The organism is Desulfurococcaceae archaeon MEX13E-LK6-19 (assembly GCA_029637525.1).
Classification (GTDB): Archaea; Thermoproteota; Thermoprotei_A; order Sulfolobales; family Desulfurococcaceae; genus MEX13ELK6-19.
In genome coordinates, this window is the sequence record CP072660.1 from 1657207 (window position 1) to 1675809 (window position 18603).

The 18603-nt window shown below is 40.5% G+C and carries 11 protein-coding genes; 9 read left to right on the top strand and 2 right to left on the bottom strand.

Going from position 1 to position 18603, the window contains the following annotated elements:
- Positions 1–7 precede the first annotated feature (7 nt).
- Entirely contained in the window at positions 8–949 is a 942-nt protein-coding gene (locus J4526_08590) for a hypothetical protein (protein ID WFO75116.1), read from the bottom strand.
- A gap of 128 nt (positions 950–1077) precedes the next feature.
- Positions 1078–2619, bottom strand: a complete 1542-nt coding sequence (locus J4526_08595) for a hypothetical protein (GenBank protein ID WFO75117.1) — start codon at positions 2617–2619, stop codon at positions 1078–1080.
- A 174-nt stretch (positions 2620–2793) separates the two neighbouring features.
- Here J4526_08595 and J4526_08600 point away from each other — a divergent pair, with 174 nt between their 5' ends.
- The 9 genes from J4526_08600 (at position 2794) to J4526_08640 (ending at position 18388) form a co-directional block, all read left to right on the top strand.
- The gene (locus J4526_08600; GenBank protein WFO75118.1) at positions 2794–3855 is read left to right on the top strand and encodes an ABC transporter ATP-binding protein; all 1062 of its coding nucleotides are present in this window, start codon (positions 2794–2796) and stop codon (positions 3853–3855) included.
- Positions 3834–4859, top strand: coding sequence for an ABC transporter ATP-binding protein (locus J4526_08605; GenBank protein ID WFO75119.1), 1026 nt, complete (start codon positions 3834–3836; stop codon positions 4857–4859). The genes J4526_08600 and J4526_08605 overlap by 22 nt, the downstream gene beginning before the upstream one ends.
- Before the next feature lie 9 nt (positions 4860–4868).
- The gene (locus tag J4526_08610; protein WFO75120.1) at positions 4869–5069 is read left to right on the top strand and encodes a hypothetical protein; all 201 of its coding nucleotides are present in this window, start codon (positions 4869–4871) and stop codon (positions 5067–5069) included.
- Between the two features lie 72 nt (positions 5070–5141).
- Positions 5142–7115, top strand: coding sequence for an ABC transporter substrate-binding protein (locus J4526_08615; GenBank protein WFO75121.1), 1974 nt, complete (start codon positions 5142–5144; stop codon positions 7113–7115).
- An 87-nt stretch (positions 7116–7202) separates the two neighbouring features.
- Complete coding sequence (locus J4526_08620; protein ID WFO75122.1) at positions 7203–8195, top strand: ABC transporter permease; 993 nt, start codon at positions 7203–7205, stop codon at positions 8193–8195.
- Positions 8196–8200: 5 nt separating this feature from the next.
- Positions 8201–9106, top strand: coding sequence for an ABC transporter permease (locus J4526_08625; protein WFO75123.1), 906 nt, complete (start codon positions 8201–8203; stop codon positions 9104–9106).
- On the top strand, positions 9103–11349 hold the full coding sequence (locus tag J4526_08630) for a beta-galactosidase (GenBank protein ID WFO75124.1): 2247 nt from the start codon (positions 9103–9105) through the stop codon (positions 11347–11349). Before J4526_08625 ends, J4526_08630 begins: the two co-directional genes overlap by 4 nt.
- Positions 11350–11414: 65 nt before the next feature.
- Positions 11415–14309: a metallophosphoesterase gene (locus J4526_08635; GenBank protein ID WFO75125.1), complete on the top strand. Its 2895-nt coding sequence runs from the start codon at positions 11415–11417 to the stop codon at positions 14307–14309.
- Between the two features lie 218 nt (positions 14310–14527).
- Entirely contained in the window at positions 14528–18388 is a 3861-nt protein-coding gene (locus J4526_08640) for a right-handed parallel beta-helix repeat-containing protein (GenBank protein WFO75126.1), read from the top strand.
- Positions 18389–18603: the final 215 nt, after the last annotated feature.

Consider the following 18603-nt stretch of genomic DNA (forward strand, 5'->3'; position numbering starts at 1 on the left):
TTCCCTACTACTCAATTCTATGCTTGTCTAGTATTGATACCAACTCGCTTAAACTACCATAAGCCATCATTACTACCTTGTCTCCGGCACCATAATATATCCTAAGTTCATCATCAATAACTATTGCACCACATGGAAAGACTACAAAAGGCACATCTCCATGCAGCTCCCAGATCGTTGAAGGCACTAGTATTGGCTTAGGCGCATCCGCTATTATCCTGTTAAACTCTTTGTCAACAAGTGCGGCATGGACTGTATAGTACTCTGGAGGATGAACCACATGATACAAGAAGAGCCACTCACCATTATCAAGTCTTATCGGTGGAGCAGCCATGCCTGCTTTTATGTCGTTGACAGGAGTGTCATAGAGTATCCAAGACTGGCTTGGAACAGCTTTTACAATACCCTTGTACGTGTCTACTCTTGAAACCCATATACTAGGGCGAACACCCCAGTACCAGGGTCTATGGATCAAGAGTATTTTATCGCCTATTTTTATGAAGGCTGCATTCTTATTGTAGGCGGGGAACTTGACTATACCTTTACGTTTGGCGACAACCTTGTCTCCCATATCTACTATCTCGGCTATACCCACTAGAGTTGTTCTCCTATCCCACATAGTGTACGTCATAATGATCTTTCCATCAATAAATGTTACCCTAGGGTCTTCAACACCCCACCATTCCTCAGGCCTTTCAGGATAGAGTATGGGCTTGTTGCCCATAAAGGTAAAGTTTATTCCATCTTCACTAATAGCAACACCAATTCTACTGATATACCTATAGTGTTCGCCGATAGCACGGTACAATAGCTTAAATCTTCCTTCCTTGTCAATATATATTGCCGGATTAAATACAGCTATTTTACGCCATATTACATTATCTGGTTTTAAGACGGGTTTAGGATATTTCTTCAGTGTACCAAGAGGCTTAGGTATTTTTAGTGTCAAACACTACACCCCTTTAGACTAAACCTGACCCAGTACAAACAAGACTAGCAATTTCAAGTAAAAGCTGTTTAGTAATTACATGTATATAACCTATATAACCAAACACATTACTTACCTTACTGCTCGTCTCAACCACGTGTACGCTCAAATACAATATACTTTATAGTTAGCAAAGCTACTATAATGCTAGTAATTGTAAGCAAATAATCGTAGAATGTAGTCCCTAAGTCAAGACCCAATGTTATGAGATAATATTTATAATTAATTATACTGTTCTTCATAATTCCTAGCAGTTCATTAAATTTAAGAACAACAAGTCCTGGAGCCAGATTAGCTAGGCCAAGCACGATCAAACATATGGCATCAAGTTTCTTACCGATATACCTTAAAACAATAACACCACTCAATATCAATGGGATCGATGAGAAGAGTATAGGTATAAGCACTGCATTAACTCCTTCAACACTATAGTAGAGATTCTCTTTAACAACTATTAACGGATCTAATCCACGCTGAATAAGGTCATATGGCGAGAGCACTGTCTCGTTCTCGGTGATAACTCCACTTTCTATACCAATTTTATAGAGACTTCCTGCATACATTAATGGCATCATCAACGTGTATATGAGTAAAACCAATAGTCCCGCTGAAGACAACAAGATAGTATATGTTATTTGTCTACTCCCAGTATATTCACGTAACCATAGTGACAAGCATGACAACAATATAGCCAATGATAGATAGTAGACTACAACCATATATAATAACTTATAACCTGATGCAATCATTAATGCGATTATTGCATACGTTAATCCGGAGACTATCATTAACACATATGTTTTCCTGCCACAAGTTTTTTCACCAAGTTCTCCAACAAGCATACTCCAAACTATTATTGTCCCAAAGAATAATACTGTATTAAAGATGATGTGTTTACCATAATCTACATCAACTAGACGCTCATAAACTATTGCATAAAGGAAGTATTCCTTTAGTGGATGACTACTATAGTTTGTCAAGAACACTCTTATTGTTGTATACTTGTTTGATGAATAATATTCTGCTTTTAGTGCTATACCTGTATACTTATGTATGGTGATAACTAGTGGTAGCTCTCCTGCAGTAATATTGTCTCTCTTGTACTCTCCAGCTCTCATGATAATGACTTTTGCAACAGCATTAGCTAATTCTTCAAGCTTAATAGTGTCTTCTCCTCTATACATCAGGGCAACATTATCTATAACCACTAGATTACCTCCTGATGCTAAGAGTTCGTCGATAACGTTATTGCCGAGACTATAGACGAGCGGATTACTTAACATGAACAGTTTCTTAAACATTGTTTCGTTTACAAGATTCTCATTGAGTTCTTTCTTGTCAACTTGCTCCTCAGGTACATAATAATATATATTGTAATTATATGTGAAGTTCTTTACCCAGATACCATTTTTGTCTACAACTATAGTGAAAGATCCATTGTACAGTATTGAGAACTGCATTGTATTAGTTGATCCCTTTATCGTATAGACTAGCTCGTAGGGATAGCTTACAGAGCGCTCCATAACATCATGATATACATTAATGTTAAATGTTAATAGAACAGGATAGGCTACTACAACTAGTATAATCGCTAGTATGGTGAGATACTTCACCAATTTAGCGTTAGACACTATGCTATCCTCCTACTAAAGTTGTTAATCGACTAAAATACTCTATTCCAGTTCTTTTATTTAAGTAGGTATAATTATTACTAATGGGCATGTAAACTAGTTTTAAGATTAATATTAGGCAAAACTAGTACCTAGGTCTTAGAGTACGTTCTAGCCAGGTGGAGGAGAACATAGTTGGCAAAAACACTAGCATCACTAGAGGCTTTTACCGAGCCAAGACTACCATCGTGGTCTATTATAGGATTACGCCAGTTGAGTGTTGTATACAAAATGCCCCGTGGTATTGCACGTGTCGTCGATAGCGTCAATATAGATATCCCTAAAAACAAGATCACAGGTATTGTTGGTGAAAGCGGTTCAGGTAAAACAATGCTTGCGTCAGCAATAATAAAAACAATACCTCCCCCGGGCAAGATTCTTGGCAAAGTATTGTTTAGGAGTCCTAGTCTCGGCGAAATAGATGTGTTATCTTTACCGAAGAAACAACTGAAGAAAATAAGATGGAAAGAAATAGCAATGGTTTTCCAGGGGGCACAAAACGCGTTTAACCCAACAATAAAAATCAAAGACCATTTTCTAGACACAGCCTACGCGCATGGATGGTATGATAAAGAAGCTGTTCTAGATAAAGCGTCAAAACTACTAGAAATAGTCAAACTAGAGCCTGACCGTGTTCTTGAGGCTTACCCGCACCAGCTTAGCGGTGGAATGAAACAACGTACACTAATAGCGCTGGGCCTGTTATTGGATCCTGTGGTATTAATACTTGATGAGCCTACGTCAGCACTAGACACGATATCCCAAAAAGTCATCGTGGATCTACTAAGGAGTATCCATGAGAAAACAGGTATCACAATGATATTCATAACACACGACCTACCATTAATATCAAGTCTTGTAGACTATGTTGCAGTAATGTATGGGTTCAAGATAATAGAGTTCGCGGAGATAAAGGAGATACTAACGAACCCGCTTCATCCATACACCAAGGGCTTACTTAGATCAATACCTCCCGTTAAAGGCGATTTATCCAAAGTTAGACCAATACCTGGTGAGCATCCTGATCCCATTGAGCCCCCGCCTGGGTGCAGGTTTAGTCCACGGTGTCCTGTCGCCCGTGAAGAGTGTTTCAAGAAGCATCCACCATTAGTACAAGTTGGCAAAGAGCACTGGGTTGCATGCCATAGATGGAGTGAAATGGCTGGACTCGATCCATGGGAGGTAGCCAAGACTTGAGCCATGGTTACCCCCTAATAAGACTCGATAAAGTCAAAGTATACTTTGAGATAAGACGTGGTCTCCTCAAGAGGAGATTTATTGTACGTGCATTAGAGGAGATATCGCTTGACCTAGATCAAGGCGATGTACTCGTTGTTGCGGGAGAAAGCGGCTGTGGAAAAACAACACTCGGTAGGGTCATAGCTGGCTTACAGAAACCCACCAGTGGTAGAGTATTGTTCAAAGGACGAGACGTCTATAGGCTTGGCGGTAAAGAGTATATGGAGTATCGTAGGAGCGTACAGCTTGTACACCAAGACCCTTATTCATCGCTTAACCCTACTAAGACCGTGTTTGATATATTGGCTACACCACTGAAATACTGGGGTCTGGTTAAATCGAAGGAAGAAGCTGTGGATGCTGTGATTAGGCTTCTTGAAGACGTTAAGGTCACACCACCCGAGGAGTATATTTACAGGTATCCACACCAGCTTAGTGGCGGTGAAAAACAAAGAATAAGCTTGGCACGTGCTCTAACGGTTAGACCAAAACTTATTGTAGCAGACGAGGTTATATCAGCTATAGATGTTAGTTTAAGAATAGACTTGATGAACCTTATGATTGATTTCTGGAGGAAATACAAGATAGGCTATGTCTTTATAACACACGAACTCGCCAGCGGCAGATATTTCGCCGAGAGGACAAACGGTAAAATAGCTATAATGTATCTAGGAGAAGTAATCGAAATAGGTAAGCCTAGTCAAGTAATATTTAATCCTCTACACCCCTATACTAGAGCATTACTTGAAGCAACACCAGAAATTGATTTATCAAGACTAAAGAGGACAAAGGAATTACCATTAAGAAGAGTTGATATACCTAGTGCAACAAAGTATATTCCTGGATGCAAATTCCATACAAGATGTCCTTTAGAGAAGGATATATGTGCAAAGGTAAGACCTAAACTCATTGAAGTCGAGAAAGATCATTATGTTGCATGCCACCTATATGCAAAGAAATAGGTGGTGTGTTTGGTTGAACCAGTTTTTGGCAAAATGATTTTCACTATACTCCTAATACTGATTGTAATGGCGGTTCTTCCATTACTCTACTTGGACCCCTCAACACCGCAATATTATGTATCTCTAATATCACTGATTATACTTCTAGTTCTCGTAATGATACTGGTTATCGATATACGTAGACAGGCCAGAGCCTACAGAGAGATATAGGTAAGTTTCTGTAAGTAAAGACAATACATATATCTCTAGTTGAAAATTCTAAATACTAGGGGTGTCCCAAGAGTGACAAAATCCGTTTATACAATACTGTTAATACTCCTAGTATCATCATCGCTCTTAACAACAACACTAGCATTATCACCTAGAGCGTTCAATGAAGGGGAGAAAGTATTTGTCATACCATCATGGGTTGGACCAATCTCTGATACAAAATTCAACCTCATAGGACCAGCATTCTGGTGGGATCTAGCTAACGAGCTCATCTGGGAGAAACTAGCAATTTATGTACGTAAAAACAATTCATTCATACCATGGCTAGCGGAGTCATGGGAGTGGAGTGGAAACAAACTAATTATTCACCTAAGAAGAAACGTGACATGGAATGATGGTCGTCCGTTTACAAGCAAAGACTTGTGGACACAAATAATCATAGTAAAGGAGTGGGGATGGCGTGAATACCAAGACATAACGAATATTGAGACGCCTGACAATTACACCGTTGTTCTAGAGATAAAACCCGGTACATGGCGTCTCCTCGAAGAATACTTTATATTGTATAGTGTACCCATAGCAATGCCCTACCATATCTATGGACACTGGGCTGAAGAAATTGTTGAGGCAAAAGCCTCCGGTAATATGACGAAAGTACAAGAGATCTTGGCCCAGGTATTTGGTTATAACCCATCTCAACCAATAGGTACAGGACCATATATACTCCAGTCTAGAACAAGTGCTGAAGCCATACTCGTGAAGAATCCACATTACTGGAGACCAAAGAGCCAGGTATTCGACAAAATCAAAGTTATCCGTGCACAAGACAACCCCCACATGTGGCAGTACTATCTAGGCGGTGTTGTTGACAGTGGAGACGCTGTAATGGACCCGAATGTTGAGGCACAAGTACTCAGCAAGCCTTGGGCATATATAGTGAAAGTACCTGACTCTGGTGTAGCAATTTACTTCAATACCGAAGCACCCTGGTTCAACTATACAGAAGTTAGACAAGCAATAGCCTATGTTATTGATAGAACAGAAGCAGTCCAAAGCTGGAGATCAGTGTATACACCTGTAGAAATACCTGATGCACTACATGACTGGATGAGAAGCGAATGGCTAGACCCAGCTACAATCAACATGCTCGACCCATATGAAAAGAATCTCGAACGAGCAAGACAGTTACTAGAAAGCATAGGCTTCTATAAGGGGCCCGACGGCAAATGGTATACCCCTGACGGCCAGTTGTTTACAATAAGATTCTATGCACCAAGCGGATGGACTGACTGGGCTGCCATAGGTCAAGCCATAGCAGCACAGCTCGAGGAATTCGGGTTTGAAGTAGATTTCCGTGCAGTAGAAGATACAACCTACTGGAGCCAAATATGGGCTGGCCTACAATTCGACATGATCCTCAACTGGTGGGGTGCCTGGAACATACTACATCCATGGACATGCCACTGGCAATGGGTTAGCAGATTCGAGGGTCTCGGACTAAATACAACCTTTGTCGTGGAGGGCTATGGTGCTCTTAATGCTAGCAAACTATGGAGAGACCTTGAGAGCAGTGACGAGAACACTGTTAGGAACGCTGTTAGGCTATTATCTATCCTTGTAAACAAAGAACTACCCATCTTACCGATAGGCGAGAAGAGAATACCTGTATACGTTAGCACAAGAGAGGGTCTTGATAGCCCATTCATCATGAAATGGCCTCCAAGCGATGACCCACTTTGGTGGAATGGCAGTATAAGTAGATTCGAGACAACAATAGTGATGATACTTCTAGGAAAGGTAAAAATCATACCAAAGACTTCACTAACAGAAACAACATCACCAACAACGACAACGCCTACAACGACAACCACCACAACTACAACAACCACGACCACTACAACAACGACAACCACAACCACGACGACAACAACCACAGAAACAACGACAACAACTGCCCCCGGTATTAACACGACTCTACTTCTAGCAGCCATTGTAGTAATCATATTAGGCGCAATAGGGCTTGTTCTAGCTAGGAAGAAAACGTAGTTACCAAAATCTTTTATCTATCAAAACCCTTTTTCCATCATAGAATAAGTGCGTGAAGCCAATATTATCAAGTAGGGGTTAGCGAGATTGTACTGGCTTGCCCGCAGAGTAATACTGGCTTTCTCAACGCTACTAGCCGTACTTATCATAGGATTCATGCTCCTCCGTCTTATGCCAGGTAACCCTATACAGGCATATATCAACAGCCAGCTTGCCCAAGGTGTTCCACCAGACATAGCCTATAGTAGAGCGAAAACACTCTATGCTATTTATCCCCAGAAACCACTATGGGAACAATTCTTCGACTACATTAGATCGGTTTTCCACGGTAATTTCGGGCAAAGCTTTCAGTACCAAGGCAGGCCAGCAATAGATATTGTGTTAAGCGCTCTACCATGGACTGTCTTCACATTATCCATAGCAATAACAATACAGTTCATAGTAGGCATACTTATAGGCATGCTGATAGCGTATAGAAGAGGAACCAAGATCGATAGCGTAGTCACAGTAATGCTGATGGCTTGGAGAGCTATTCCAGACTACGTTATCGGCATCATTATACTCATAGTATTTGCCGTACAACTCAAACTATTCCCGTACTACGGAGAGTATAGTGCCGGAGTCACTCCTGGTTTCAACCTAGAGTTCTTCAAGGACGTATTATGGCATGCAACACTCCCTATACTAACATATGTAATAGTAGGATTCCCCGGATGGGCCCTAGCAATGAGGGGTAGCACAATAGGTGTCCTCGGCGAAGACTATGTGGCGGCAGCCGAGGCACGTGGTTTGCCCGGCAGAAGAATAGCGATTACTTATGTTGGTAAAAACGCTATACTACCACTGTTCACAAGCTTCGTCATAACACTAGGCTACATGTTCGGTGGATCAAACTTTATCGAGTGGCTATTCACCTACAGGGGAATAGGATACTTCTTCATAATGTCCACGTGGGCTCGTGACTACGCTGTAGTACAAGCGTGTCTATTCATTGAGGTACTTGCAATCATAGTTGGCGTCACACTTGCCGACCTGCTCTACGGTTTAATCGATCCTAGAGTGCGTGTCTCTGGTAGGTGATGAGCATGCACGAGATCTTGATGATTATATGGAGGAATAAGAGAGCATTCATAGGTTTAATGCTAGTATTTATGTTCATAGCGCTTGGTATCCTAGGACTATACATAGCCCCATTCTCCAACATAAGATATGAAGGATCAAACATTATGCCTTGCCTTGAACATCCTCTTGCAACAGACCCTCTAGGCAGAGACATGCTTGTACTCCTTGCAAATGGCGCAGCAAAAATACTCCTCATAAGCCTACTTGTAGGATTAATAACGACGGGTGTGGGAGTCACACTAGGTATTCTAGCTGGATACAAAGGCGGAAAAGTAGACTCCGGGCTTATGGCTGTAACTGATATAGTACTGAATATACCTGGCTTACCATTATACATAGCTATAGCAGCGTATTTCCAGAGAGTACCAGAGCTAGCCTACAACCCGCTCGTCATAGCTGGAGTGCTGAGTATAACATCATGGGCGGGTCTCGCCCGAGCCATACGTGGACAAGTATTAAGTATCAAACAGCAACCATTCGTTGAGGCGTCAAAATGTCTTGGTTTACCGACTAGACACATAGTATTCAGTGAAATAGCCCCCAATATCATGAGCTACATAGCAGTAAACTTCATATTCAATGCAACAGGAGCCGTATATGCGATCGTAGGACTATACTTCCTTGGAATACTACCAGTAGACCCAACAAACTGGGGCATGATGCTCAACATAGTCTACAACACAAGCGGCGCTTTCCTAACACCCAGGCTATACTACCTACTCATAGCACCGCTTCTCGCGATAGTACTACTACAAGAAGGATTCATAATGTTCTCATACGCTCTCGAAGAAATATTCAACCCAAGAATAAGATCCGAGTACTATAAGAAGTTCAAAAAGAAGATCTCACGAAAAGGCGCCAAGAAATGAAGAAAAACACGATCATAGCCATAACATCAATAATAGTACTCATAATACTTGTGGCATTCATATTCACCACATTACCGTTCACACCAACACAACAAGAGTACACAAGCACCACCCCAACAATCACTCAAACAATAACTACAACCACAACAACTACAACCCTCATTGAAACAACCACTACGATCACTCCCATTACCACAACTACTGTAACCACAACGACGACGTCAAAACAAGAAATAGAACAAGAACATATTCTCTACAAGAAAATTCTTGTAGGCGTAGCATACCATGCACTTGAAAACACTCCTGAATCCTGGAGAAAAGACCTACTGTTGATGAGAGATCTTGGTTTCAACACCATAAGAATATTCTATGTAGCTCCTTCAAATATAGTGCTCAGCTCTCCTTATGGGTTAAAATATAAGTATGATAAACTAGAACAGTTCCTTAGCCTTGCTTGTGAAATGAATTTTAGTGTTATAGTGACTATCCATTATACTCTTCCTGATTGGATGTGGGAAAGAGGCTTCGTGATGGAGGATCAGAATGGAGAACTTCTTCCAACTAGTTTCCCAAACATATTTAACCCTAAAGTACGATCGTTTATAGAGACATTCTTTGAGAAAACAGTTAATGTAACAAAGAATTACGGATGCATTGTGGCTTACAATATAGTTAATGAACCCCATTATCCCGAGAACATGTACTGGGGCAATAGACTTGCCGATTATAGTAGTTATGCTATAGATGCGTTTATTGAATGGGCTAGAAACAAGTATGGCATAGACATTTCACCAGATGAGATCCCGAGACCTAGAAGCGATGTGTGGACCACATGGAGCTTAAGTAGAGAATTTATTACAAAATGGATTCTCTGGCGTCAATTCCATATCGAGGCATTATCTAACTTTACACAAGACCTAGCCGAGATAGTGAGATCAATTGATCCAGGTAAACCAATCATAATCAACATTATGCCATGGTGGTTGTGGAGCCAGGGAGCCTACTCAAGTACAAGCCCATACTACAGCTATAATCCAGCCGACATAATGGGTCTTGACATATATCCTATAGAAACCACAAGCGAATGGATTACACTTAGCTACGATATAATGATGTCTATTCACCCAGATAAAGAAATAGCATTGATGGAGATTAATTGCAAGGATGGATATCCTTCTGAAGAACAAATACTACGATGGATATCAGCTGCTCTCCAATATGGTGCAAAAGCCATTATATGGTTTGAATGGGATGACATGTTCCATTACATGGATGGAGGATATTATGGGCTTGTGGACCCGTATAAACAACCTAAACAACAATACTATAAATTAAAGAAGGTTCTTGCCTTATTAAACCACCTAGAAGATTACCTGGTTGATATAGGGAAGTATTATAGATCCTATAAGTATGATGCAGGGGTCATATATAGTGAATACAATAATTTATTTATAGTGAGCGACTGGATATGGGCACGTTCATACTTGTACGCATGTACAACAATTTCTTACACTCTTGGTTACAAACCATACTTTATATACGATGGAATAACAGTAAACGGGTTCACCAATGAAATCCCCTGGAGTTTACCAGTGATATTCGCTCCTGCAACATATTTTGTATCAAACAAGACAATGTCTTATCTACTCAAATACGTTGAAAACGGGGGAGTACTAATAGCTGATGCGTTCTTCGCTAAATGGATTATCAATGGAGACCAAAAGGTGTTTCAAAAACTATTTGGCGTGACGAGAACAGGGAAATACATTATGCATAATCCAATGGACTATAGTACAGAGCATACTCTTGGTATTGTTAGTATAGCATTAGGTAACAAGACCTATAGACTTGTTCTTGGACCAGATTTCGACTACATTAATGTCACCAGCAATGATGTTGAAGCATTAGGCGCTTATCATGGACACCCTGTTGTTACCATTAAAAAGTATGGTAAAGGCTATGCTGTCTACATAGCAACTTCACTAAGGCATTCATGGCGTAATATCTATTGGAAAGAGTTTTTAGAGTCACTATTACTGAAGCTAGGATGTAACAATAGATCGTATTTCCCGGAGATATTATTTATGCTAAGAGAAAAACACTCCAGAATACTATACATGGAGCCTGGCACCGACAAATACAATGAATTAGTCGCTTTAATCGACAACGTTTACCGTGAACTAGATCTCCTTCTTCAAGAGAACAAGTCTCTTGAATCAATACTTTTACTACTTAATAAGTAAGGTCAAGTAAATAAGGGGTTTCCCGACTTAGTTTGCTAGAAACATTATTGAGGGGGAACCCTACAGTGTATAAGTACATGGCTATACTGTTTATACTCGCCTTAATGTTACTGTCTCAACTACCTATAAATGCCCAAGACATTAATTATATGGCTAACACAACAAGTATTGACACAGATTATATTGTTGCTGCTGTAAACTACTACTATAACATGTATAAAGATGTAATCCCCTATTATGATATTTACTATAAGCTTCTTGAAGCATACAATATTGTTGAATCAAATCCTGTATATGCATGGGAGCTTCTACAAGAAGTGCTCACAACCGATACTGATGGCGACGGCCTATATGATCTTGAGGAATTGTATAGTGGATTCAGCCCATTTAATGGACGTAGCTTCTGCGCACCAGACATTATATCAATGGCTAGACAAGGCCCGTTAATAGATGGTTTCGTAAATGAATGGAGTGCACTACGATACAAAGAGATAGCTATTAATAGCGTAGACGATTACCCGGCTTATCCTGGTACTGCCATAGAGAAAGTATTGGTAACACGGAAACCCGGGTACCTCTACATAGGCATAGTATTTAGTGACAAACCGCTTAGCAATACTAGCTACGTGAATTACAGAATATACATCAATACCTCGGGGAGAATATACTATCCCATAAAGACGGTTGTGGCAATGGATCTTGAAGTCCTGTTTGATGACACAGTATTTTCGTCAACAAGCAAGTCCACATTAGTTATAATCATAACTGTAGACGGTACTGAAGAGACCTTTAGTGTCTCGTTTTCCTCTGAAGAAATACCATTAGCTAAAATACCTGATAACGTACTGGAAAAGTACAAGGCACCGTTATGGGTGTGGTATAGATTTATACCAAAGTATCTTCCTTGGTACCCTGTTATAGCATATGGCGATAATAGACCCAGTGACTGGGTTAACTCGTATAAATTTGACCAGCCATTCTATGATAATCTAGCGCAATTCATGATAGCTAATCCTGTTGCTTACCTAGGTTCAGGTGATCACGTTGGCGCAGGCAAGAGGAACCAGATAGACGAGTTCCTCAAGGTACTCATAGGCTATAACAACATGTGGGTTACAGCAGGAAACCATGACTGGAGCTACACACACTTAGGAGCAGATCGCAATTACTGGGAGACCATGGTTGCACCAAACCTTTACTATCGCGACGATATACCCGGCTGGAGAATGATACTAATAAACGGATATGCGATCGATAACAAAATCAGTAGAGACGATATAGTAAATTTAGTCGAAAACAGTGGGTCGAGAAGCATAATACTAGTATTCCACGTGCCCCCGTTAACAAGTAACTACAATTATCCAACAGATTTCAGCTATCAACAAATGGAGTTTTTACGTCAACTGGTTAGAGACCATAGTGATAAGATAAAGTTAGTGATAACAGGGCACTGGCATGTATGGAGGATTGAGGACTACTATGGCACAAAACTCATTATAACGGGTGGCGGAGGAGCACCATTATCTAGTTCATCAGTAGGCCTACCAGTATACCATTATGTGTTCCTTATACTGAAGCCCGATGGAACCTACGAAATCATCCCGGTAGGAACCTATAAGGGAACCATATCTATCAGAGAAGAAATGATCAGTCCTCTAGATTGGAGATACACTATAATGAACTACAAGGAGACAGTATATGGGGAACACACAATATTCCCATTGAGGATAGAGAAGTACCTCAAGGGACTCCATGTACAAGTATTCATTAAGGCACCTTATGGTACAACAAATATAGAAATCAAAATGACTAACACTACAATAGAAATAAAAGGACCTGCCGATAGTGACTGGTTTGCTTTAATCGGAAACAAGCTCTACAATCCAGTCAATGGTGCTGTAATAGTTGATCTTAAGAGTTTTGATATACCATCAAGTATCCAGACAATATTAGAAACAATAGATACTAATAGAACATTATTGCTTACTTTAAATACTACACAAGACACCCTGGTATCATTGTCTTCCATAGTATCTTCGGGTACGATAATCTCATCTAATGAGATAACACCAATTACCAATACTTTAGCCAAGGGCTTCGTTTTCATTCCCAAGGACGAGTATTACAATATTACTATAATAGCTACCAATGGTATCAATGTATCAAAGATCCTGGAACAAGAAAAACTCATCGACGTCTATCCTCCGGAAATAATTGTAAAGTATCTCCCGAAATACACCTCGATAACCATATCAGGACAAATAGAGGTCTCCGATTACACACTAGACAACATCTCAATATATGTTGACAATAATCTAGTGTATTCAGACAAAGCCAGTAAACCCTGCATCATTATCAATGTCACAATAGACGTATCGAAGTACGGTGAAGGAGAACATGTACTAAAGATCATTGCCTATGACCACTTTGGCCACAAATCATCACTGGACTACAATATAATAATAGACAAGACGCCTCCAGAGATAATATTCGTTGGCCCAGACTACATTGAAAAACCTAATATCACTGCAACAATAAAGATACTTGTCGTCGATACGTACCCTGATAAGATCGCTATTTACGTGAATAATACACTAAAATACTATGGTACTCCGAAAAATGATTACCAACTTTGGGAGCTAGGTCTATTAAGTAACGGAACGTATACGCTTAAGATAATCGCTTATGATAAGGCAGGTAATAATGCTTCACTAACAAAAATAGTACATATAGGAAAACCATCTCCTGCCACAACAACCACAACAACAACGACCACCACTACAACGACTACGACAACAACCACTACAATAACAACATCAACGACCACCACAACTACAGAAACAACAGCGGCAACTACAACACCTACAATTCTACCAAGTTTCCTGCAACCATTAATCATTACCATTATAGCGTTACTTATAATAGTGATATTCATAGTAATAACAAGAAAGAAACGTTAATCCATACAATTCTTTTATAACAAAATTCCCTAACCTAACCCCATTCAATACGTTCTATAAAATATTGGTTTACCTAATGGTTAATCTCATTCTCAATCTCTAAATATTTCAAGAAAACCTCATTAACCCATTAGTTATTAGGAATCATCAAATTTGTATATATATTCGTACACTCTACATATATATCTTGGTAATAGACAGTTGGAGAGTGTTCTACCGTGAAGAGGCTTCTTTCGGCAATAGTTGTATTACTCTTTATCCTCAGCATAATACCACCATCCATGATAACAGGACTTAAATACGTAGCATACGCGCAAACACCAGTAGAGATCGTTATTACGCAAGATAATATTACAAACTCCCAGTATTTTAAAGGCGGTAGCGGTACACCCGATGATCCATGGATTCTAGAGTTCGGCACACTACCCCTAGAAGGCGGAAAGATATGGTTAACAAACTTCACTGGAGGATACATACTAATAAAGGATAGCGAAGTATACAATGGAGGCGATTACCTCCTCAATATATGGAAGAACGTAAGCAACATACATCTTACTATAATGAACTGTAAACTCCATGGAATAACAGGCAAAGGACCAATACTCTACATTAGTGCCACAAACTCAACTATATACGTAATGAATTCAGTATTATACAATGCTTCATCAAAAGATTGGTGGGAGGCAGTACTTACAATAGAGGACTCCTACAACACCATGGTCTTAATCGATAACTCAACACTATACTGGGGCGGACATATCATAAGAGTAAGTAATGTTGACAACGTGACACTAAATGTCTTCAATTCAAATCTCTATGGCGTCAGAGATGACGTAGGCTGGGGTACTGACTGGAGAGGACTGATACGTGTTGATGGATCAACATCTGGTCTAAACATTTATGTTGTAAACTCAACTGTAAGCGGTAAAGATGCGGCCGGGCCAGCTTCATTTATTGAAGTAGAGGCAAGCGTTGACAATGTCTACGTCATAAACACCACAGTAAAAAGCGGTGGACCAGGGCTCGTGTATGGTGTCTATGTTAAACATGGCCATATAAGCAACTTGTTTATAAACAATGTATATGTAGAGTATGGAGCCATTACAACACACTTTGTAGCAATATACTCAGGCGAGGACATGAACTCTCTTACATTGCAAAGAGTAGAAGCACATGGGCTTGGCAAAGACCTTGTCCACATAGGTTCTGATGCAGCTGGTATACACATCAACTCAATAACGCTATCCAATATAGTATTCACTGACAGCAGATACCTCCTAGGATTCAGCCCACAAGTAAACATAGATCTCATATCAGTATCATTTGTAAACTGTTCCGGAATATCAAAAGTCATGTCAATACCCAATGATAACAACAAGATCGGGCTATTCCTGGTATCATACATGAATGTATACAAAGCTGGCGATGGATTCGATATCAGGGGTATTAGTAGCGGATACTTCAGCTACATTAACCTAACATACTTCAACCCCAACGACGACTACTGGATCGACGGTAACGGATTCTATCTAGTAAACGTCAACAACACAGTATTCGAGAACATATTCTTCTGGGGCGCTGGCTGGAAAGAATTCATCCTGGACAGGGGACACTTCGAGAACATAACAATAAGGAACTTCGTATCAATGGAGTACCCTGGAACCAATGGCAGGAACCCATTCATAGGAATAGGTGCATGGGGTACTGCCACAGTAAAGAATCTCATCATAGAGAACGGTACTATCTACGATGAAGACTTGATAACCCAGTATGATACCAGCGACTATATTGAAGGACTCGTTATAGCTAATGTATCAGTACATGGTTCAGCACCAGCTGGATGGGAAGGCGGGCGCTGTGGTAGGCTAATATACCTACTCAACGCAAAAGACGTGCTAATAAGGAATGTACTTCTCGAAAACGCTGAGATCAATGGTATTTACTTAAACAAGACAGAAAACGTGGAGATAGTATATACAAACATTAGCCATGCAAAAGACTACGGTCTCTACATAGAATCTTATGCATCAAACGTTATTGTACACAACAGCACATTCTGGTACAACGCTGTTAGCCCACAAGCATACAGTGATAGCAGCGATGTAGTAGCTATGTACAACCTATACACAGACCACACTGCAAGAGATCTTGATGGAGACGGTATTGCCGACGAACCATATGCCTGGGCTGGCGCAGGCAATGTCGTTGACTTATACCCAATATACTCAGGAACATACTTGTACTTCATCAACATAACCGATGACAATGCTGCTGACCTAGCTGTTAGCGGTAGTGGTACAGCTGAAGACCCATACATCATTGTCTTACATGTGACCAACGTGCCCGAAAGCTATAGATACGCTGTCTACATAAACGTGACACAGTATCACATAGTAGTCAAGGGTGCTGTAGGCGGCTCACAAAGCGAAGCCGCTGTCTATGTAAGTAGAGAATCCTCAGGTCTAGTCAGAATAGAAGACCTAGAGATCACAAGTTCAGGTAAGCATGGACTAATTCTTGATGGAGCCAGCGATATAGTTGTCGAGAACCTCACTATAGGACCTGTTGGAGGATGGGCTATAGGTCTATGGGGAGCTAGCAACGTAGTATTTGATCAAGTATACATAGACATGCAGGGTAGTGGATGGGACGGTGTCTACATGGACTCTTGTGACCACGTGAAACTCCTCAACGTAAAGATCTATAACCCACAATACAAAGGCATCTACTTGAAGAACAGCCACTACGTAGTACTAGACAACATCAAGATCGATAATACTGGAGATGACGCAATCCAGGTATACAATGTAACCCACTTCACGCTAAAGAACTCATTCCTAGGCAACGCCAAGTGGCATGACCTGAAGGTAGTAAGCGGCTCCTACATAACAATCATCAACACAACATTCAACGGCATAGTAACCGGCGGTGATGGAGTAGTATTTGGTGACGGCGGCGAAGTATACAACGTCTATATAGAGAACGTTGTAATCAAGAGAGCCGAGTGGAAAGGACTATGGCTCTACAACACTGTCAATGCAACACTCGTGCACGTAGTAATCGATGGTGAAGGCGTCTGGTTCAGGCACCCAGGACTAGGAGTAGAGGGCAGAAGCAAGGACGATAAGAACACCCGTGACATAGTAATCAAAGACTGTGTAATCAAGGGAGTTGTAAGCAATGGTGAAGGATGGGAGAGCGGTATATTCATTAAATACGCTAAGAACGTAGTCGTAGAGAACTGTGAAGTAGCCTTCAACACAAGATACGGTATACAAGTATATGTAAGCGAGGACGTCATCATAAGGGACAGTAATATCTACAACAACAGCGGAACCAACATAATACTCTTCGGCTCAGTCAACGTTGTAATAGAGAACAACACCATAACAGGCGCCAAGGACGGCTATGGTGTTGGCATATACTGGAGTGGTGCACACCAGTTCTACAGCAGAGATGTAGTCATCAAGGATAACTACATTGCATACAACAGCAGATCTGGTATCAAGATACAGAGAGGAAACATCGAAGGAGTTACTGGAGGACAGAAGAACATCCTAATAGCATACAACGTAATAGAGCACAACGGCTATGGCAACACAACACTTGAACACAGCTACGGCTTAGTAATTGAAGAGAATACCGAAAACATCACGGTAATATGGAACGACTTCATAGACAACTACCACAAGCCACAAGCACTCATAAACTCAAGCAGTGTCGTACTAAAGTACAACTACTGGAGCGACTACACCGGCACTGACGAGAATCTAGACGGGTATGGAGACCAGCCATACATAACCGATGGTGTCGGAATTGCTGACCCATACCCAAGACTATTCAAGCTAGGCGAGATATACACTGCAACTGTAACAACAACGGTAACCGAGACAACAACAGAAACAGTAACCACAACACAGACAACAACAGAAACGGTGACTACCACTGAAACAACCACAAAGACCGAGACAGAAACAGTAACACAGACAACAACAGATTGGACAATGACAGGCATTATCGCTATAGTATTGCTAATTATAGGGCTACTCATCGGTTTCTTTGCTGGAAAGAGAGGCTAAATAATATCATCCTAATTAACTAATCCAAATTCTTTTTTATACTGTATAATTCTTTTATCCATCTAAGTCATGAAAATTACCTTTACACATTCTATTTAAAATTATGTATGAATATACAGCGTGTATACCGGTTACCTATCGTAAACTATCGAAAAAGCTGATGAAGTATGCTACATTAGGTTTATTATCCTGTCCATCAGCCCTGATTATGGCAT